The sequence below is a fragment of the Mastigocoleus testarum BC008 genome (assembly GCF_001456025.1).
Taxonomy (GTDB): Bacteria; Cyanobacteriota; Cyanobacteriia; order Cyanobacteriales; family Nostocaceae; genus Mastigocoleus; species Mastigocoleus testarum.
The window spans coordinates 94733-116946 of record NZ_LMTZ01000101.1 but is presented as its reverse complement, the minus strand read 5'-3'; the positions used below and the strand labels follow the sequence as shown (position 1 = coordinate 116946).

16 protein-coding genes and 1 pseudogene are annotated in these 22214 nt (G+C 34.3%); 4 read left to right on the top strand and 13 right to left on the bottom strand.

Translation table 11 applies throughout. From position 1 onward, the window contains the following. Positions 1–154: 154 nt before the first annotated feature. Together BC008_RS23655 and BC008_RS23650 are read right to left on the bottom strand one after the other, a co-directional pair. Positions 155–724: a hypothetical protein gene (locus tag BC008_RS23655; RefSeq protein ID WP_027841546.1), complete on the bottom strand. Its 570-nt coding sequence runs from the start codon at positions 722–724 to the stop codon at positions 155–157. A gap of 217 nt (positions 725–941) precedes the next feature. After that, a complete protein-coding gene (locus BC008_RS23650; RefSeq protein WP_027841545.1) occupies positions 942–1568 on the bottom strand; it encodes a LysE family translocator in 627 nt (208 codons plus the stop codon). A gap of 378 nt (positions 1569–1946) precedes the next feature. On the opposite strand from BC008_RS23650, the pseudogene BC008_RS51495 reads away from it, so the two are divergent. Together BC008_RS51495 and BC008_RS23645 are read left to right on the top strand one after the other, a co-directional pair. Continuing rightward, positions 1947–2129, top strand: a pseudogene (locus tag BC008_RS51495) (sugar phosphate nucleotidyltransferase); the annotation flags it as partial. Positions 2130–2248: 119 nt separating this feature from the next. Then, a complete protein-coding gene (locus tag BC008_RS23645) occupies positions 2249–2908 on the top strand; it encodes a YdcF family protein (protein WP_036264803.1) in 660 nt (219 codons plus the stop codon). Here BC008_RS23645 and BC008_RS23640 read toward each other — a convergent pair. The 10 genes from BC008_RS23640 to BC008_RS23595 form a co-directional block, all read right to left on the bottom strand. Beyond that, positions 2887–3666, bottom strand: a complete 780-nt coding sequence (locus tag BC008_RS23640) for a methionyl-tRNA formyltransferase (protein ID WP_058183917.1) — start codon at positions 3664–3666, stop codon at positions 2887–2889. The genes BC008_RS23645 and BC008_RS23640 overlap by 22 nt on opposite strands. Positions 3667–3684: 18 nt before the next feature. After that, positions 3685–4521 (bottom strand): XrtA system polysaccharide deacetylase, encoded by an 837-nt coding sequence (locus tag BC008_RS23635; RefSeq protein ID WP_027841544.1) that lies wholly within the window; start codon positions 4519–4521, stop codon positions 3685–3687. A 131-nt stretch (positions 4522–4652) separates the two neighbouring features. Further along, a complete protein-coding gene (locus BC008_RS23630) occupies positions 4653–5828 on the bottom strand; it encodes a glycosyltransferase family 2 protein (RefSeq protein ID WP_082650610.1) in 1176 nt (391 codons plus the stop codon). A gap of 91 nt (positions 5829–5919) precedes the next feature. Then, positions 5920–7146, bottom strand: a complete 1227-nt coding sequence (locus BC008_RS23625; protein ID WP_027841542.1) for a glycosyltransferase — start codon at positions 7144–7146, stop codon at positions 5920–5922. A gap of 13 nt (positions 7147–7159) precedes the next feature. Then, positions 7160–7813: a methyltransferase domain-containing protein gene (locus BC008_RS23620; protein ID WP_027841541.1), complete on the bottom strand. Its 654-nt coding sequence runs from the start codon at positions 7811–7813 to the stop codon at positions 7160–7162. 36 nt (positions 7814–7849) lie between these two features. Then, on the bottom strand, positions 7850–8977 hold the full coding sequence (locus BC008_RS23615; protein ID WP_027841540.1) for a glycosyltransferase: 1128 nt from the start codon (positions 8975–8977) through the stop codon (positions 7850–7852). 230 nt (positions 8978–9207) lie between these two features. After that, positions 9208–10944, bottom strand: coding sequence for an asparagine synthase-related protein (locus BC008_RS23610; protein ID WP_027841539.1), 1737 nt, complete (start codon positions 10942–10944; stop codon positions 9208–9210). 19 nt (positions 10945–10963) lie between these two features. Then, positions 10964–12361 (bottom strand): O-antigen polymerase, encoded by a 1398-nt coding sequence (locus BC008_RS23605; RefSeq protein ID WP_027841538.1) that lies wholly within the window; start codon positions 12359–12361, stop codon positions 10964–10966. Further along, positions 12354–13616 (bottom strand): lipopolysaccharide biosynthesis protein, encoded by a 1263-nt coding sequence (locus BC008_RS23600; RefSeq protein ID WP_161938151.1) that lies wholly within the window; start codon positions 13614–13616, stop codon positions 12354–12356. The genes BC008_RS23605 and BC008_RS23600 overlap by 8 nt, the downstream gene beginning before the upstream one ends. Positions 13617–14105: 489 nt before the next feature. Continuing rightward, complete coding sequence (locus BC008_RS23595) at positions 14106–16352, bottom strand: GumC family protein (RefSeq protein ID WP_235595919.1); 2247 nt, start codon at positions 16350–16352, stop codon at positions 14106–14108. Positions 16353–17206: 854 nt separating this feature from the next. On the opposite strand from BC008_RS23595, the gene BC008_RS23590 reads away from it, so the two are divergent. Beyond that, positions 17207–18646, top strand: a complete 1440-nt coding sequence (locus BC008_RS23590) for a sugar transferase (protein ID WP_027841536.1) — start codon at positions 17207–17209, stop codon at positions 18644–18646. Further along, positions 18647–19690 (top strand): UDP-glucose 4-epimerase GalE, encoded by a 1044-nt coding sequence (gene galE / locus BC008_RS23585; RefSeq protein ID WP_058183916.1) that lies wholly within the window; start codon positions 18647–18649, stop codon positions 19688–19690. A gap of 354 nt (positions 19691–20044) precedes the next feature. Here galE and BC008_RS23580 read toward each other — a convergent pair whose 3' ends face one another. Further along, entirely contained in the window at positions 20045–22144 is a 2100-nt protein-coding gene (locus BC008_RS23580; protein ID WP_036264801.1) for an acylase, read from the bottom strand. Positions 22145–22214: the final 70 nt, after the last annotated feature.

The window sequence follows — 22214 nt, the reverse complement described above, 5'->3', positions numbered from 1 at the left end:
AGACTGTTTTCTTGCATCTGAATATATTCCTTGGGTCTGATAATGTATTAACCATCACCTTTTTGTATTTATTCAGCAAGCCCTACATATTATTCTGGATTGTATTATTGAGCAAATGCAAGTAATTTAAAAAATTTTCCCGTCTGTTGATTATCTAACCGTACTTCTCTTTTTGCCAAGCTACAATTATATCTGCAAGATTGGGATGGGATGCTTTAGCAAACAAGACAAGTTTTGAGGGATCTATAGCAGGTTCGATATCAAATTCACACTTGAGCCACTTTCGGAATTTCCTTAATTTTTCAATATCCACTTCTTCTGAGGTTACAAATACTTCATGACTGGATAAAGAGGATAACTCATAACCAATCTCATCAAATCCGATGGCGAGAAGTGACATAAAATCAGTTAAGTTATTAGCAATTACACCAAATTCAGTAGCCTCATCACTTAGAAATACTACCGGTGCTTCCACTGTCTTTAACTCCGGATAGAACCACATCGCATAACTAGAATCATCTGCTTCTTGAGCAAAATGTACAAATTGGTTTCCCATATAGCGATCGCCATCAAACCAATTTACTAAATCAGCAGAAGACATTTCAAAGTTGCTAACTATGCATTCGTTCCATTGGTCTTGTAATTCAACTAGCTTGCGAATACCATCCGGTAATTTTTTCCCTGGGGGAATTTTGCTCTCGATTTGAGTAACTATTTCTGACATTATGATGATTTTATCTTTATTCCTTTATGAATAGGAAATGGAGTTTCTGGCTCATTTGTTACAATCGCTTTCCTGACATTTTATCGAATATATTCTGTAATGTTATATCTTGTAGCCAAGTTGGACGCGATCAATTTACCCAATACCTTCGTGCGATCGCAAAATATGAGAATCCACAACTATTTTTGTTTTACAGCCTATCGGTTGATATCATTTCCTAAGTCTTTATTAACAACACAAAACCAGTACCAATCATTACAGTACCAGCAATAATATTTATAATTTTCTTTGCTCTGGAACTTTGAAAGATTAATCTAGCTTTATCAGCCATATATGCGTAACTAAGTTTTACTCCACCTACAGCGATAGTAGCGATCGCCATAATTATGCAAGTATCAAGAACAGATACATTTTTTAACTCAATAAAAGCGGGGAAAAAACCCAGGTAAAATAAAAGTGCTTTTTGATCGCCTAAAGTGATAAATAGACCGCTCAGGAAATTGGATAACCAGGATGATTCTCTAATTCCCTCAACTTCCACAACTTTTGATTTTGCTCTCCATAATTGTATTCCCAACCAGATCAGATAAGCACTACCAAGATATTTTACTACAACGAACAGGCTATCTAGAGTCTGAGCGATCGCCGATAAACCGTAAATAGCTAAGATGATAAATACAAAATCGCCAATTAGTATCCCCACTACTGTAACAAAGCCATGGGTAAATCCAGATGAGATTGTGCGCGCTACCACAGCAAATACGCTGGGACTGGGGACAGCAGCCAGAATAATCATTGCTCCCAACAGTGCAACTATACTGCTAAATGTCATGGTAGTCTGCATAGGCTGAAGTATCTTTATATGAAAATTTATCGCACATTAAATCAGCTATTTAGTCACAGGGGAATTTCAAGTAAATTAGATACAAATTAATTAAATTTCCAACTTATTTCAAATTTCTGTTTTGCTATTAAGAGTTTTGGTATTTATTATGACTTGTGAACCCAAAATAATTTAAGTACAATTTATCTTAAAGAAAAAAATAAAATTAACAACTAAGTATTATTTTCAATAATACAATTATTTGTGTTCTCTCAAACTTAAAATATTTCAAGAATATTAAAGGATTGAGGATGATGTCACAAACATTCAAATTTAATAGATAGCGTTCTAAATAAATATATTTAAGGGTGGATTGTATGATTCTCAAGTCTATCGGGAATAGCAAATGAAGGGGATTATATTGGTTCTGGTACCCGACTTTATCCTTTAACTCATATTGTCAGTAAATAATTAATGCCAGTTTACGACAAGCCGATGATTTACTATCCTTTATCTGTATTGATGTTGACTGGGATTCGGGATATTTTAATTATTTCTACACCGAAAGATTTAAGTTTGTTTTGAGACTAACTAAACCCTCGAAAATATTAAGTTTTAACTCTACGTGCTTGCACTATGGGTTATCTGAAAAAATTTGCCATAATTATTTTGGTTTTTCCTCTGTGAGTAATTGTTGTTAAATGAAGAATATTTTTTACCAGCGTCGATTTTTCTGGTGGTTAGGATTAAGTTTACTGGTTGTTTTGCTTGGGTTTATTCCGGTGAGGATTGCTGTTGCTTTTCACCAATCACCAACACCTCAAGCTATGTTTGTTTTAGGGGGTAATTTTGAGCGGACAAAGTTTGCTGGTGAGTTTTGGTCGTCTCATAAGGATTTGGACATTTGGGTTTCTGATTTTCCCCAGTATTTGGATAGACAGGGGCGGATTCTAAATCAGTTTGGAATCCCTTCTAGACAGTTGCATTTGGATGGCACAGCGACGGATACGGTGACTAATTTTACAACTTTGGTTGATGATTTTGTTGATGCTGATTTACAGCACATTTATTTGATTACGTCCGATTATCACATGAGGAGAGCGAGAGTTATTGCAAGTGTTGTTTTGGGTAGTCGGGGGGTTGTGGTTACTCCAGTTGCGGTGGCTTCGAATGGACATGAGTCTGAGTCTCTGATAAGAGTGGTGAGGGATTTTGGGCGTAGTGTATTGTGGATTACAATTGGTAGAAGTGGAGCTAGTTTGAATCCACGTTTGAGGAAGTCTGATTTTAAACATTCTCCTTCAATTACCTTTGTTAAATACTGCAAAGAAAATCCAGTCTACAACAGACGGCGACCTTGAAACCTTAAACGATGAGCATCTTTACGGGTAGGAAATGAAAAATAAGTGGCTTGAGTAGAATCTTGGGGTTTAGCATCAACTGTACCCGCCTCAATTTTATCGATAGCTTCGAGCAAAGCCTTAGCTCCAATAATCTTAGAGCGCACCATCAAATCATGTAGAGAATCACTAGGATTAATTGGGACAGATTTCTGTAAAATGATATCCCCAGCATCTAATTTTTCTACCATATAATGAATTGTGACAGTAGCCTCCGGTTCATTATTCACCATTGTCCAAAAATTCGGCATCATACCTTGATAACGCGGTAAAGGCGCAGAGTGCAGGTTAATACAACCTAATGGAGGAACTTCCAGAACAGATTTTTTAAGAATTTGGCTTGCAGCTACAGAGACTAACAAGTCAGGACGAATTTTGTGCTTTAAAGTATCCACAAAATTCGCAGCGTTAATTTTAGAGGGTTGATATAAATCAATATCATAGCGATGAGCTATCTCAGATGCGGAATAGGGACGAGTCAGAGGTCGCCAATAATTTAAATGGTTTAGCGCTTTAGCCCATGCATAATAAGCAAGCAAACGACTAAAGTCAAAAGCTCCATAGAAATGATATAAGCGTTTGGCTGTAGAAGTTATTTTTTCATTAAAACTAGGCGTAACAATAAGAGCAACAATATTGTCTTTTTGTGTCTGACATAGAGTATTTAATGCTGGAGGCAAATAAAAAGGATCTTCTTGAGTAATTATGGCAATTCGCATTTCTAATGTTTTCTCTTTCTATATAGATAAATTTTGAGCAAATACTTGTTTCATTGGAGCAAATTTAAACTCGTTTAGTAAAAGCCTTAGTCTATTTTCAGTTTTATCAAGGTTAACGTAGTGACGAAAGCGAGACATTAATGAAGCATTGCTTATACGCGGTTGTTTTGGGTCAAACTCCCACGGGTGCAAATAGATGATGGCTGGATGTCTGTCTATGTTAAGCCTACGAATAGCCCAACTAGTTATCGGTAGTGGAAAAAGCCGGAAATAACCTCCACCTGCAACAGGAAAGTTGTATTTACTTAAGCGCAATGTGCTAACAGGAATTTCCCACAAATCTTTCTTGATTTCATGGATAAATCTTTTGGCATCACTGATACCATAGCGGTCATGTGCTGTAAGAGGAAAGATACTTGAGTCGTACTTGATACCATAGTCACGGAGAATATCCAATGCCCATAAGGATTGGCGGGTGATGGAAAAGGATGGGGCACGATAACCTATAATTTGATAATCACCCAAAGCATTATGAATAGCTTTAATAGAACGATTCAAGTCATCAGCGAATTCTTTAGGAGTTTGGCGGTAAATCAGTTCATGTTGATAGCCATGTGTAGCAATTTCATGACCATTAGATGCTATTTGCTCAACAAGTTGAGGGTGACGTTCTGCAATCCAGCCCAACATAAAAAAAGTAGCACGAACTTTATACTCTGAAAGTAATTTCAGAATGCAATTAGTATTACAGACTACGCGGGTAGAGTAATTATCCCAGTTAGAACGTTTAATTACTTTTTCAAATGCGTGAACCTGAAAGTAATCTTCGACATCTATCGTTAAGGCGTTAAGCATATATGTGATTTGTATTTAATTTAAAACTTATATTTTTAGACAACTAACTAAAATTAAAAAAATCTGCAAAAATCATAGCTAAATTCACTTAACGTTTTAAACATTTAGGATAATTCAAGTTAGCTAGCTATTTACCAGTTAGGAGCCCGTAAAATTTTGTGTCTAAATAGTTGGTAAGTATATCCAAAAGAGTGAGCTAATGGCATTGTAAGTATAGCGACTCCACAGAATAAACATCGAGTTATTATGGAGGGGACTTTTTCTGAACTACGCCAAATTTCTGAATTAAATACCAAATCATACTTTAACGTTGTGCGGATACCTTCTAAGAAAGGAATCAAGAAGCAAATGAATAAAAATATGTAAAAGAATAAGCTAATTTGAGGGAATAAATAAGTAAAAGGAGAAGCAAATACTAGAAGTAACAGAGCAATGAATGGTATTTTGCTCCTTAAAGGGGATTTTTTAGGATGTTTAAGAGAAGTTAAATAACGCCCTCTACCATATTTAAAGTACTGCTTCCATAAAGTTTTCCATGTCTTGCGTGGGTGGTAACAGACTTTTATCTTTGAACTTATATAAATAGCTTTAGGATTTTTTTCAATTAATCTTAAATTTAACTCTGCATCCTGATTTGTAACTTGTGAAGTATCAAAATATTCAATATTCGATAAATTTAATTTTTCATTTTGCTCAGATTGTTTGTATAAAGCTACTTGAAGTATATCCTTTTTCCAAAAACAACCCATAAAGTTTGTATCTGAGTATCCGTCATAATTGGGATTTCTTAATTTTGAGCCACCGTTAGCTAAAAAACTTCTAAAAGCAAGAGCAACTCCGGCTTGGAAAGCTGTAGTTGCAACAGCACGCTGCGCTCCACTGACACTGGAGGCTTTTGATTCGATTAAAGCTTCTACACATCTTTCTATATAATCGGGTGCATATTCGCAATGAGCATCAGCCCTAAGAAAAATATCTCCTCTACATTGCTGCAAAATTAGATTAAGACCTGCTGATTGAATTTTTAGAGGATTATGTAAGAGTTTGACTCTTGAATCTTCTAGAGATAATTTTTTAACAATATCTTGAGTACTGTCAGTACTACCACCATCAGCAATGATAATCTCTATTAAGTCAGGATATTTAGTTAATAAAAAACTTCTAATTACTTGTTCTATAGTAGTTGCTTCGTTGTATGCAGGAATTCCTACTGTTACGGAAGCATAAGTTGTGATTTTTAGTTCAGATGATATATTTGCTACAGTAGTATTTATTTCATTTAAGTTCCAATTTTTTTGTTCTTCCATATGTATTAGTGTATTTAGGTATTTTTATTTTCCTACTTAATTAGAACTTCACGAATTGCTAATTATGATATGCTTTAATTAAAAAAATATCTTAAACATAATTATTCATTTGATTCAAGAGTAATTTAGCATTAGTTATATAATCATGATTTTTCTCAACCAATTTACGTCCTTCAATACCCATTTTTAGGCTTATATGTGGATTCAATAATAAAAAATGCATTTTTTCTGCTAACTCTTCAATATTTCCTGGTTCACATAAGTAACCATTTATATTTTCTTTAATAACCTCTGGAATTCCAGAAAGCTTAGAAGTAATAATTGCTCTTCCTAAAGCCATTGCTTCATATATAACTGTGGGTATACCATCCATATCACCATTTTTATCTATTACGCTTGGAGCGACCAAAGCTATACAGTCTTTTAGCATTTCAGGTAATTGTTCATTTTTATATTTTCCTTTTAAATTGACAATTTCCTGAAGATTATTAATTTTTATCAATTTTTTAAGATTCTGTTCTTCTAATCCATAACCATATATATCAACAACAAAATTTTCTCCTCTATTGTTTAGTATTGCAGATGCTTTAATTAGTACATCGAAGCCTTTTTTAGAAACTAAGCGTCCTAATGCGATAAATTTTTTACTAGTCAATACTGGAATAAGTTCTTGAAAATCATTAGGTCGAATAGCTGTATAATTAACCTTGATTTTCTTCTCACACTTCGGTGAAATTTCTAGAAGTTTTTGTTTCCCATACTCATGTTCTGAAAAGATTAAAATAGCACACTTTATCTTAATTTTTTTTAAAAAATCTACATATTCTAAACTCTTATCATAAATATCAAAAGCATGAACTTTGAATGAAAAAGGACATTTGAGTACTTCGCTTAACATTAAAGCTACTGTGGCAGTTCCTTTACCAAAGTCAGCATGAATCCAATCAAAACTTTGCTCTTTATTTAATAAATATGGATACCATCCAAGAGTAAATAATAAAGCTGCTAAATTCTTTTTTATTGCCAGTATATTAATTGATGCTATTAAAGTGAATGTCAGGATTCTAAGAAGAGATATTGGTGACCTGAATAGCAATAAAACAAAACCTAAAAATATATTATTATAATTTGGATAAATTACATGTTTAAGTAAAGGTATTGCAAACTCATGAGCTTCAGTACAGGATGAATTTCGACAAGATGCAATTGTGATATTTACACCACTATTTTGAATTCCCAACATTTCATTTTGCTCGAATACTAAACTTACTGCTGGAAATTGAGGTGAAATATAGAGTAATTGTTTAATATCTGTCATAAATTTAATTATTTTATCTTTTCTGCAATACAAGACAAGTTGATGAGACTCTCTTAAACAACCAAGTAAATCTTGCTAAACTACGCCACCATGTTTGCGGCTTATAAATTGGTAACATTAGTCGAACTGTAAAGGCTACCGCAAATATTAAAAAAGGAAAACGAGTTCCGTTATATTTACTATAAACAATCTCCCCATATAACTTTGTTAAGGTTGAAAATGACTTCTCAAGTTCATCTATGGTGGGACGGAACATAGTATCGATAGGATCGGGATGATATGGATATTGATGAGGTACTGTAACAAACAAGTAGCCTCCTTTAGGTAAGATAGAACTGATTATTTCACAAAATTCTTCACGATTATCTAGATGTTCAAGTAAGTTAGAACATAGAATAGACTTAATATTTAACTTAGCAATTTCTTTCAAAAACTCAGTATTACAGAGGTCTCCAGCAATATCAACTCCTTCATCTTGTTTCAGGTCCGTATGAATAACATTAAAACTTTTTTCCCTGGCAGGTTTAAATAAGTGTTTGTCTATCCAAGGCTGTGTTTTTTCTCTAAATTCTTTAGTTGAGCTACCTACATTAAGGATCGGAAAAATATTTGCTTCTTCTAAAGAAGAAATTTTTGCGGCTAACCAAATAGCTTCATTTTTTAACATATTCAGTCTCTATTTTTGTCACGTCGCAACTATTTATTACTTCAGCGTAGATAATCTCATCAATTCTAAGTATTTAGATACTATTTTCTCGGTACTAAAATCTTTAGCTCTCTGAATAAGTAAATTATTTGATATGACAGGTTGTTCTAGCATTTTTTCCATACCTCTAGCAAGAGCAATTGAGTCATTTTCTGGAACTAAAAATCCATACTTACCTTCTTTTAAAATTTCTACTGGTCCATGAGGACAGTTCGTTGAGATAACTGGACAACCGCACGCCATCGCTTCAATTAAAACTGTTGGTAAGGCTTCATAATCCGAAGATAAAACAAAAGCATTAGCCCTACTCATATAACTGTAGGGATTGTCAATAAATCCCGGCATAAAAACGTCAGATTCTATACCTAGTTTTTTAGTTAAACTTTCTAATTCGGTTCGTAATTCTCCTTCACCGAGTATCATGAGTCGAGCTTCTCTACGAGAACGTAAATCAGCAAAAGCAGTAATTAAGTTTTTATGATTTTTCTGTTTGTTTAACCGTCCAACTGTCAAAAAAACCGGTGGTTGATCTGGATTAAACCAAGGATGCTCATTTGGTTCTTCTGCTTGCTGAAAAATTTCATCATTTATAACTGGGTTATACAATACATTTACTGAACCTTTCTTAAGACCCAATTCTATTTCTAGATCGCGAGCTGTTCCTTCTGAAGCAGAAACAAGTATATCTCCAAAAGGATAAGTCCATCGCATTAAGCTTAATATCGGTATCCTTGTATATAAAGGCATACTATATTTATCTATTGACAGGGTATTATGTGCTGTCATAAACAAGGAAGTAGGTATTCTGGCCAAATGACGTGCAATAAAAGCTGCTATATTTCCATTAAAATTAGCTGACAACAATACATCTGGCTTTTCTTTCTTTAAATAATTTGTCAGTTTAGGTATTGATAAAAATAATTTTTTAGAATTCAGATTAATGAGCCTTACTTCTGATGATACTTCCTTTAAAAAGGAACCACGGGCAGAAGTTAAAAGTAAGTCCGGTATAATATTTTTATCTACCATTGCATTAATTAAATTAACAATTGTCTTTTGTATTCCACCTCCTTCTAAATCTCTTAAAAAAATTGCTATTCGCGGAAAATTATGTTGGTTGTACATATACTGATTGTTCTTTTATAAGGATAACTATCAGAAGATAAACATAGAATTTAGGACTTACGCATTGACAGGATTAGGAAAATATGAGGTATGTATTTTAGGCATCAAACATCAATTTTCCGATACCTTTTACGCAATTACTTTAATCACGGAGTTATTGAAAATAGTCTGAAACAACGTATTCTCGTTCCTGACTGTAGTAATCTTGTACTGTTATTAAGTCCTAGAATTTATTTTAATTCATCAAAAGATTCTATACCTCGATTATTTACAAACTGTTGAAGCCAAACTTCCATAGTAAATAGTCTAGTCAATGTTTTTATATATTTTGGATATGGATACCCAGAAAATAATATTTTCTCACGATCAAGGTTTATAAACTCTCGCCATAAAGCTTTTGAGTTTAATAATAAAGTCTGAGCTAAACTATTGAAAGGTTCACTACGAAGCCACTTTACATAATCCATTGTTAGGTACTTATTTGAAATTGGAATGCTCATACATTGACTTCCCTGAAGTATTCTAGTCCACAACTTATTATTTTTCTTACCTAATTTTTGTATTACAAGTGGACTATCAATGCTTGTGCCAGTTTTATGCCACGGATATTTTTTAAAATAATCAGGATGTAACTCTAAGAGGGCTTCATTATAAATCCGACTATCTGACACCCAATTTCTAGGCAAGCTAAATAAGAACGAGAAAAGCTGATTCTCGAAAAAAGGTTCACGAACTTCGACTGCACTTAATTCAATACTAGGTCCAAAAGAAGTAAAGCGTCTTAATCGTACCCAAAAATTATCCTCTTGACTCAACTCATCACTAACTATAATTTTTCCACCACCTGCGATCATATCTCCAAAAAGTCCATCTATAACTATCCCACCATCTCTTTGTATAAATTCAAGACAGTGTATGACGTGTGTATGAAGCAGGTCAATCATACCATCGGTCATCCAAATAGCTTTAGCTCTTGATGCTAACCAGTTATTAGAATCTATTTCTATAACAATATGTTTTATACCACATTCTTTGGCAATTTTTGAAGCTATTTTTACTTCTAAAGACGATTTTTTACCATAAGTTATTGCACCTTTTATTTGAACATGTTTCATCGCTTCGAGCAGAAGAAAGCGAGAATCTAACCCACCGGATAGTGTAAGCCAGACAGGACGGTTTTCAATATTTTTCAATCTAGATGCTACAGAATTTTGTAGATATTTTTTCAGAATTTGCTTTGCTTCACTAAAGTTGATTGAGTCAATATCATTAATTCCTGAATTTAAGTAGATATTATTTCCAAATGGTATTATTTTATTCGTAACTTTATTTAAATTTAGATTGTAAATAACAATAGCATTTCTTGGTAAATCAAATACATTTTTGAAGTAAGTTTTATTTGGTAATACCGTGCCATTATTGAAGAAATCTTCTAAAGAATTATGATTAAATTCTAAACTCATAAATGATGATTCTCTCAAAGCTTTTAGCTCAGAAGACCAAACAAATACATTATTTATATAACCATAATATAATTTACGAATACCGTTTTTGTCAGCAATCAAAATTATTTCTTTAGTTCTAGCATCATATATTGATGCTACAAAATACCCATCTAAATCATAATAATGGCGATTAATTAAATTTCTATTTTCACATATCATTCTGTGTAAAAGCTTTGTACTTCTATAATCAGATGTACTCATTCCAATTATTTTTGCGATCTGCTGTAAATTGTATATCGGTCCCCAAATAGAAACCCAAGAACCATCATAAAATTGTTCAAAATTGCTTTCTTTATCATCAATAAGCTTGTTTAAACCACAATATGTGTGAGAATCTTTATTATTCCATTCAATAGTTTTTAATCTTGAAGAATGATTAATACTACGTGCCATCTTTTTTATATAAGATGATAGTTGTTCTCTATTAATTTTTTCTGTAGATATTCCAATTAATCCAGGCATATTAGTTTCCTTATATCAGTTATTTATGAAATTTAATTATTCCAAGAATATAAAGTAGAAAGTAAAAAATGATTAAGGGAGTCAAGTAAACTCGACTTAACTTATAAAGAAACGACACCGTATGAATACGTAAACCATCAAGCATAAATACAGGTAAACTACCAGCAAAAAATAATAATGAGCCCATAGTATTTGAATTCATCATATTTTTATAGATTTTTCCAAGTATCCAGCTATAAACGAATAAATGTAAAAATACACCAAAAACACTAAAATTTATATATCCTTCTGTTATTGGTGAAAAGCCTCGACCCTCTCCTCGTGCCCATGCATCTGGATAAAAAGTTGTCATGCGCCATTCATTTGGATCAAAACCAATATCAGTAAAAAGACGAGCAAGAAATGGAAATAATCTTCCAAAAGCAGACAAATACGAACTACCATATTGTAATGGCGGACCACCAAACTGAAGAACTTCTAGCATAGAATTAGCGGGATCTTTGAACTCCCTAATATTAGATGGTAAAAGAATAGATGGATCGCGGGACACTTGCTCAAAAGTACTCAGAAAAAAATCAATGGCACCAAATTGTAAATAGTAGCGTCCAATAGCATAAAATTGAGAAATAAATAAACCTAATAATAGCCCAAAACTAATATATTTTTTAGAAATTCTTTTATGACCGTAATGATATAAAATAGAGCCAAATATTATGGAGTAAACAAAGCTACTTCTACCTCCAATAAAAAAAATAATACAACTACAAAGAATATAAATAGTTACTCCTAAGACTTGATTGATTTTAGATTTTCTTTTAATCCCATAAAACCAAAAAAGAATAGCTGATACTAGTACCCAATCAAATCCTGCACCCAAAATATAAGAGCTTTCTAAAACTTGATATCTTTCACCACCATATCCAACTCTGAGTAATCCTCCTAAACCACCAAAAGCAGATAATTGAGTTACAACAGAAGCACAAGACAAAACTGAAAAAACTATAGCTGTTAACTGTAAACTTGATAAAGATAGTTCATTAATAAGTATTTTGTTATTTTTAATATGTTTAGAGTTACTAGCAAAGTTTAATCCAATTATCATTGCGATTAATCCTATAACCTGTAAAAAAATATATTGATATAAAACTTCTAGGTCAAACCTTTGAGTTATTTCTACATCTCCAGTTAAAGGTCCAATACCATAAAAAGTAAACATAATAGGAAGTAATCCACATGGATTAAGAGCATCTTGGCTTTCAAAAGATATAAAATTGATAATTAATACAGCGCAACAAACTAAAATTAATGAATTAATAGCATTTTGATTCTCTATAGTGAAAATTGCTATTATAAAAATAAAAATGCAGGCTAATTGACTGAAATAAAATGTTTTTGGATAAAATCGAAGCTTACTCATATTTTTGATGATATATATTAATTATCTTTTTGATTACAATTTCCCCTGAAATTGAAACTGCTGTATAGGCACCTGCCATCCAAATAGCAGACTTTGGTAAAATAAAAGTGGCTATACAGAGTATAAAGGCACGACTAATATTAATTAATGCATCTATATGAGGTACACCTATTGAGTGAACAAGGATATTTAGATAACCAAGATACATAACTATGACCATTCCTATGCCTAAAATAATAAAGACTGGAATACTCGCTTGATAACTATTGCCTAATATAAAATACTGTGTAAAAGACATAATTACTAGGATTACTAACATCAATCCAAAGAAAATTGGTGCTATATCTAGTATTATTTTTTTATATCTTTTACGTTCTTCTAATGAGTTAATAGCAGATACATCTGGTAAAATAATTGTACGGATAGCATCATTTGTTAATATAAAAATAGGAATAAATGTTAAAGCCGCACTGTATATTCCTACTTCATCTGCATCTGTAGTAGTTGCTAAAGTAAACTGTGGTATTTGAGAAAGAAGAGTGAAGCAAATTGTAGATATCCCAACCCAAAAGCCATAACTTAATATTGATTTTAAAATATGATATTTATTAGTTTGGGCATACTTATTTTTAGATTTTTTAGATATATAGCTTGATATATTTTTAAAGCTAGTTAATATTAATAGTGGCAAAAAATAGAGACTTGCAAAAATTGATATAATAGAAATGTGATTGACAACTAATAAAAATAATACAACAAACAATCTTAAAAAACCATATACCCATGTATAAATATTAAAACTTCTGAAGTCTTTTTGAGACTGTTCTATAGCCCTTGTGCTTTTCCATATACTATGTAGTCCTCCTGATATAATTGCTAAATAAATTAGCAAATTCATACCTTTTAGAATTGGAAAATTATTAATTATTAATTTTGTTGCGGGATAAATTAGTAGGCAAATTATAATCAGTAATCCATACTTAAATTGATTTATTACTCTAATTAAATTCGATTTATAAATAATATCTGTAGATGCGTTATAAAGACGAACTAACGCAATACTTGTACCAAAATCTAAAAATGTAGATAAATTTACCGTGATAGCGACTGCAAGAGCCAATTTCGCAAATTCAGTTGGTCCAAGTAATCTTGCTGCAAAGATTGTTATAGCAAACGACGAAAAGTTGTTAAATACATTAGCACTTAGTACACCTATTAAACTTTTGAGCTTAGGATGTATTTTGATTTTTTTCACTTTGAAGTTTTTTTGAATTATGTGCTTATTACTTTTGATACTTAATCTCCAAGTCTTCGTTAAGAACGAGTTTCCATTTTTTAACCAATTTAAAACTTCAATCAATATACTTCTTTCAAAGACAGTAGAGTTGAAGCACTAGGTCAATCCAGATAACCTAAATTGATTCATCGTCAATTACCTTGTGTTTTTTATAACTACTCAGCTTCATCACGCAAATAATATAACAGAGTACATCAAACAAAAATGTTTGCTAGTTTATACCCAAGCAAAAAATACTATTTTTTATTAAACCCCCTAAGAAACTTGCGCTCGAACGCTTATAAAATAGTATTTTTTGATTTTGTCAGCGTTAGTATAAATGTAAAATATATTGTAATTAAGCAAGACCAAGAATGAGTTAGGTTATCTAAAAATATTGTAGAGAGGTAGCACTGTTACCTCTCTAGATTTTTCGGGAAATATACATTCTGTTTTTCAAGTAAAAAATCAAACTGATACCTTCTCCTTTATATTATTTCCGTAATAGCTCTGTCCATAATAGCCACCATACTGACTATCACGATTAATACCATTAAGCGCCATCCCTAAAACTCTTTGACCAGACTGCTCTAACTGATTCTTCGCTGCACTAACTGCATCTGAAGTAGCAATTCCTGGACGAACTACCAATAATGTCCCATCCACTAATTTGCTAAATATAAGGGAATCTGCAGCAGCCGTCAGAGGAGGAGTATCAATAATAATAAAATCATATTCCTTTTTAGCCTCTTCCAATAAGGAAACCATACTCTGAGAGTCTACCAATGCTCCTGGATTTGGAGGAATTTTACCTGCAGGTAATAAATCTAAAGTTGCTAAAGGTTTTTGAATCGAATTTTGTAATTCTGCTTTACCTACAAGTAGATTACTCAGTCCAGAAAAGCTATGTATCTTCCAGAGCTTGTGCTGACGAGGACGGCGCATATCTCCATCGATTAACAATACTCGTTGACCAAATTGGGATATTGTTACTGCTAAATTTGCAGAGACAAGAGATTTACCCTCACCAGGAACAGAACTAGTCACCATTAGAACTTTGAGAGTCTTATCAGAACTAGTAAAACTCAAATTTGTTTGTAGCATTTCAAAGGCTGAACTTTCTACTGAATAAGGGTTATTCAGTGTAGGTAGTTCAGGATTACCGTCAAACCCTTTACCTTCAAATTGTGGAATAGTGCCCAGTACAGGATAATTCAAAAGTCGCTTGGCTTGGTCTACTGTTTTCAGAGACTTATCCATTGTTTCTAAGATCAATGCTGTCCCTGCACCGAGAAGAATACCTAAAAACCCACCCAACAACAAGTTAAGTGCTATACGAGGAGATATTTTTTTATCGGGAACTAATGCCTCAGATATAATTCTGGCATTACCAATATTTTGATTTTCTATTACTTGAACTTCCTGAAGTTTCTTCAAGAGGTTTTGATAGGTTAATTGTGCGATTTGCAATTTGCGTTCTACCTGTCTTTGCTGCTGTTCTAATTTTGGTAAGACAGTTAAACGTGCTTGCTGCAGAGCAAATGCTTTTCTCAAAACTCCAACTTGTTTGGCTACAGCTAATCTTTCTACTTCTGACTTGAGCAACTCAGAAGTCAAAGTTTGCTTAATTTCTCCAACCTGCAAGTTATCTTCTGTGATGGAACTATCATTACTATTATTATTTACAACTTGACCTACCCGTTTTTCCAATTGATTTCTTAAAGCCCGTTCCTTGTTAGATAGGTCGATGACCGTTGGGTGTTGATTCGTTAAGCGAGTTCGGGCTACAGCTAACCGATCTTGTACCTTCTGATATTCTTGAAGTGCTTGCTGTACAGCTGGAGATTGACTCAATTCCGAAAGTTCCACAGCTTTTTGTTTTTCTATATCTAACTCGCGCTGTAAAGCTTGGGAACGTTCATTTGCTGCAGCTAACTTTGCTTCAGCTTGGTTTAATTCTTGCAATGAATCTTTGAGACCCTCTACTCCAAATTGTGCTTCTTCCTTCAAAGCTACTACTTTATTTTCTTCCTTAAACTTACGTAGCTCAGCTTCTGCTTTGACTACTCTACTTTCAACTTCGGGTAATTGGTTATTAAGGAATTCCCTCGCAGCCCTTGCCTCAGCTGTATTAACACGAATATTATTATCAATATAATCCTGCATTAAAGAATTAACAATAGCTGCAGCCTGTTGGGGATCGGTACCTTTATAGGAAATTTCTAAAACATCTGTACCCTTTGCACTTTTTACCTTGAGTTGTTTCAAAAAATCTTCTATTGATATCGGTTCGTTATCATCATCTCTAAGGTTAAATTTATCAATAGTTTTTTGGATAATAGGGTTGGAACGAATTACTTTTGCTTCTGTTTCCAAAGGATTGCTCAAATTTGTAATTCCACTGAGTTCTCCCACTGCTCCACTCAAGCCCGTCAGAGAAGAAACATTACTCTGCTTATTAAACAATAGCTCAGCTTTTGCCTCATAAATAGGCTTTTGCATGAACGTAACTAATGCTGCAAGTCCCACAACAGAACCAGCAACAACACTTGCAGGAACCCAACGTCTTTTGAGAATCAGCCAGTATTGTTCTAGATCGATATAGTCCGTATCTTCTCGTTCAACTTGAGGTGAAGATGTCATTTTTTTACTGAAGTCTCTTGTGACAGCGATTTTCTGTAAATTTGTATCTAAATCATCACGGGCGATTTTCAAATATTGAAAATGGATATGATTTATGGTTTAGAAATGAGTGAAATTTTAATCCAATATAGAATAGCCAATTAACCAGAGCAATTTAAAGTTGAGAAAAATACATTTTTGCCGTTTTTTAAGCAAATATTACAAAAATAATTTCAATAAATATAAGACATGGGGAATAGGAAATATTATCTGATTACTATGACGTAATTTCAAAATTTAAAGCTTACATTAATTATTTTCATAAAAAATATAGTAGTTTCCGGTTGAGTGCATTACACCTTGTAGAGACTTACTATAGTAAGTCTCTAAGCTATGGAAGTGTAAAGTGTATTTTATTCAAATGAAAACCACTATAACCTAGGCTAAATACTCTAAAAAGAATTTAAGACAACTATAAAATTTCAAGTTTAAAGAGATATTAAATTTCTTATTGAATACAAATAGCTTTTTTCAGGAAAACTACCCATAAGCAATAAAAATAATTAGCCAAAGCCGCTAATACATACAACAATAAAATTCAATTCATAAATATGTATTTCTAATTAATTCACTATATATCAGTATTAAGCATATAAATATTTTATATATATTCTATCAAATGTTATCCCTTATATATTAATACTTACTTCTCTAGTAAATACTAGCTAAATGTTATTTATTGACATGCTTTTTTATTTTCGACTAATTACAATAAGCTCTGAAATATACAAGTTATTATATTATTTTAATTCATTCAGAAAGTATTTATTAATTCCGTAAAGTTAGTAAATAGATAATTTTCTCATCTAATTTAATCGAATCGAAAGCTCACAATTTTCATTACTTTCTGTTTAGCAGCTAACAAAAAATCATACCAATAAATACTAATGCAACAAATTTATTCAGACTTTAATCTAGATAGTAATAAGCAAAATACAAATATCTTGAAGGTGCTCCGTAAAATACCAATTTTACTTTTGTTAGGAGATATTCTCGGGTTATTGATTTGTCTAAATATTACCCTCTGGTTAACTTTAGGAGAGTCAATTAATTTATTAGATCCAATTCTAACTGGATTTATTTTGTTAATTATCACCGGAATGTATTTAGCCAATACATATAATCCAGACTCGCAAATCGCAGGTTTGCGGACTCCAGCACGAATTATTATATGTCATCTTGTTTTAGCTGCAATTATTGCAGCTACTATCTATTTATCTGGAGTATGGGAAAAAAGTGTCCTCCTGACAAAGAATGTTTGGTTACCAAGTCTAGGATTATTTACCCTTTGGTCTATCAGTACGAGAATGACAACTGTAGCGTGGATGCGATCGCGTACCGAACAAACTCGCTGGTTAATTCTAGGTGCGGGCGATCACACAGTTGAGTTTGTCAAAACTTTTCTCCAAAAAAATCCTTTTGGAAAGTTAGTAATTCTGGTTGAAGATAAGAAAGAAGCTATCAATAAAGAAAGTATTTCCCAATCACAGGGCAAACGTTTGCATGTTAATAATCTTTCTCAATTACATTTTTGGAGTAAACAGCATTGGTCAGGTGTAATTGTTGGTAGTGAAATCAAATTATCTGACGAATTAGTCAAACATGTGATGGAAGCCCGACTACAAGGAAGCCCAGTTTACAGATTACCGGAGTTCTGTGAAGCTTCATGGTATAAATTACCATCATCCTTTTTACAGGATACATGGTTTGCTTTTAGTCAGGGTTTTAATCTTGTCAATAGTCCTCTACAGTTAAAGCTGAAAAAATTTCTAGATAAATTTGTTGCTGGAATACTACTGCTGATTTTGTCACCATTAATGCTGTTAGTTGCATTACTAATCAAGCTAGACAGTCCAGGTCCAGTTTTTTACAGCCAGTCTCGCACAGGAATAAACTGTCAGCCATTTAAAGTTCATAAATTTCGTTCGATGTATCAAGATGCGGAGAAAAGAGGCGCTCAATGGGCTAGCAAACGTGACCCCCGCATCACTAGAGTTGGTTACTGGATAAGGATTCTGCGAATTGACGAATTACCTCAAATTTGGAATGTACTTAAGGGAGAAATGAGTTTGATTGGTCCTCGTCCAGAACGACCAGAATTTGATACTAAACTCAAACAAGAAATTCCCTACTATGACGTGCGTTATTTAGTAAAACCTGGTATTACGGGTTGGGCTCAAGTGATGTATCCCTACGGTGCATCCGTCGAAGATGCTTATGAAAAACTATCCTATGACCTCTATTACATCAAAAATTATTCCTTATTCTTAGATATTGCCATTTTCTTCAAGACTATCCGCGTAGTTTTACTAGGTAAAGGAAGATAGATGACTCATAAACACAAAGTATTAGTTACAGGTGGAGCAGGCTACATAGGCTCCCATGTAATTCGTCAGTTAGGAGAAGCCGGATACGATGTAGTGATTTACGATAATTTTTCTACAGGTTCGCCCCAAGCCATAACACAGGGTAAATTAGTTGTTGGAGATTTAGGAAATCTAGAGCGCCTTTACCAAGTATTTGCTCAACATCAGTTCAGTACGGTATTACATTTTGCAGCAAGTTTAATTGTTCCAGAGTCAGTTAAATATCCTCTGGATTACTATACAAACAACACCCGTAATACTCTAAATTTACTGCGCTGCTGCCAAAATATGGGTGTCAATCAACTTGTTTTTTCCAGTACAGCAGCAGTATATGGAGAGCCCAAAGAAAATCCGATTACAGAATCAGCCTTGACTTTACCAATTAATCCCTACGGACGCTCAAAATTAATGAGTGAATGGTTGATTCGTGATTGTGGGGTATCATCATCTCTGCGCTATGTGATTCTCCGATATTTTAATGTTGCGGGTGCTGACTCTAGTGGTAAACTAGGACAGTTCTCAAAAAATGCAACCCATTTAATTAAACTTGCTTGTGATGCAGTTTTAGATCGCAGATCTAACTTACAAATTTTTGGAAATGATTTTCCAACAGCAGATGGTACTGGTGTTCGAGACTATATTCACGTAGAAGATTTGGCTACAGCACATTTGGACGCGTTACGTTATTTAGAGCAAGGTGGAGAAAGTCAAGTTTTAAATTGTGGCTACGGACAAGGATACAGTGTCCGACAAGTAATAGAAAAAGTAAAAACAATCTCTGGAAAAGATTTTCCTGTAATTGAAACTCAGCGTCGTCCTGGAGATCCTGCTTGTGCGATCGCCAATGCAGATAAAATTCACGATGTATTGGGTTGGAAACCAAAGTTTAACAATTTAGATAAAATCATTCACAGTACTTTAGCCTGGGAAGTCCAAAAAGAAAATTTTACGTCAGACTTAAATACTAATATTCCAATTCCCCATAAATTAAGCCTGACAAGTTAGATTTTGAATTTAAAATAGCGAGCGTCACCGACATCAAGATAACCTCAATAATATTAAAAGTAGCGATCGCTGATTACCACTGAGCCGCGCTTAGCAGCGTTTGTTGACGCACTCCGTGTTCGCTGTAAGCGCGTCAACAAACACCTCCGGTGCCCCTCACGTGGACGCGGAACTCCTCTGAGACGTTTATCGCCACTTATGCATAATCGTGCGATCGCCAATATCTCATATCAATCAAAAATTAGGATTGTGGCAAGATTTGCCCAAACTCTTGTATAGGGTTAAATAGTTAAAGCTTGCTTAAACAAGAGCCACAACCGATTTATTCTATCTTTTTTGCACATTTTGTCTATACTATTTCCCCATGCGGCTAAAAACTTGACGGCTCTCTAAATGAGCTTCAACATCTTCCCTAATATGCCAAACTGGGCGTAACTGTTTCTTCGCCACCAACTCCAATTGATCGGTCTGATGAGTCGAATCTGGTTGAGACGCATTTCCATAACTCATCACCGCCATAGCCTTTACTGGTTTGGAAAACTCAATTGCAGCAACATAAGAGTCACCTGCTACAGGTTGAAATTTACCATCTTCCGAAGGAGCAAAATTGATAACTCGGAAAATTCCTAAGTCTCCATCCCCACCATTACCTGGTAAGTCCACATTTCCATATTTCAAGCGGAAAACCTCTCCCCAAGCAACATCTAATTTTCCATAGGCTTTCTCTACTTTTTGTGCTACTGTTTCCAGTAACTTCACTGCATCTTGAGGATTTGCTAATCCATCGGGTGTATTCCGGGGTGAATCTTCACTCCAAGGTTGACTAAACGCCTTATCCAAATCTAACTCTTGTGCCCAAGCTGCAAATAATACTGCTCCCCGACTATCTGTATTCGCTTGTCTGTCCCACTTTTCTAAGATGGTTGCTGCTCGTTGTGCCAATTCGCCACCATATTTCCGCGCAGCTGGAATTAAATCATCCAGAATCCGGTCCGCAAATTCCATACGTGTTGAATGCTTATATTCAATCATTTCGTCTAATGTGATTTTTTCATCTTCATCCAACATTCTTGCCGAACTCTGCGCTCGGAAATCCATGAAACGCGGTGCCATATAAGACGGATATTTATCTGATTCGATCGCAACCGGAAAGGTTGTGGTCCAAGGTGGATCGTTGGCATTTTGTAACCAACCACTTGGCGGGTCAATAACACGAGGTAAATCCTGATAGGGATGAATTTTTGTCCATAAGGTTTTTGATGTGTTTCCAGGAATAATACCTCGCCAATATTGAAAATCTCCTTGTTCGCGTACTGGAACTTGTCCGTTAAATAGGTGCATAATATGCCCCTCACGATCAGCATACATCACCGTGAACATCGGTAATTGCAAACGCTGAAGCGCTTTTTCAAACGCTGCCAGATTTTGCGATCGCGCCATATCCCACCATTGTTCCAATACTCCTGGTTGCTCGAGACCGACAACACGCAGCGCAGTGGCTTGTCCTTCTTTTTCTGAAACAACAGGTCCATGAACAGAACTTTTCACTATTAGTGGTTCTTCGCGCAAAGTCCCGTCTTTTTGTCTTACTTTCAAGGAAATATTCTTCGTTTCAAAGGGACGAACTTTGTCATCAAAACGATAGCCATCATCAACTAGTTCTAGTTGGTAAGCATCCCATCCATCATAAGTGTTGACGGTATGAGTCCAACCCAAGTTCTCATTGAAAGCAATTGTTAAAACGGGAATTCCGACAAGTGATGCTCCATAAGCATCAATTCCAGGTGCAGTGATTTGAGCCTCGTACCATAAATAAAAATCCGACCAGGGAAGGTGCGGATTTGCAAGCAGCATCGCATTACCAGATGCTGATCGTTTCGGTGCGATCGCCCACCCGTTAGAACCTGCTTTTGATTCTGGGGTACTAATACCTGCAACTCGCTGTGGGCTAACTACAAATGAAAAATTGAGTACTCTTTGTAGATGAGAAAGTATGTCTTCCCCTTTAACCGGTAAGACAACTTCAACCTCATCATCAATTGCATCCGGATTTTCTTTCGCGTAAGTATTGATACCTTCTGCGAAGGCATCTAAGTAACTGCGGAAAGATGAATTCTGTGCTTCATACCAAGAGCGAGCGCGTTCGGGTACTCCCATTGTCAATACCCAACGGTCTGAGTCTATATATTCCTCTCCCCAATATTCTGCAGCACGTCCTCTCGCTTGTCCGTAAAGACGCAAAAGTAAGTTCCCATGACTTTGCATTTGTGCCCATCCAAAAGCGCGGAATGCACCTGTGGTATCCTTCCCATAAATATGCGGTATGCCGTAGGTATCCCACAATATTTCAGTATTTTGTGCTGGGGAGCCTAGAGTTTGAGATCCTAAAATTAATACAAGCAACAAACTGAGTACACACGATAAAATTCGATTCCGATTTCTTTTGCGAAGCATAAGTATGTGGGATTTATCACTAAAGAGCGAAAATACAAACTATGGGAATTAACTGCTTTCAAAGTTAATC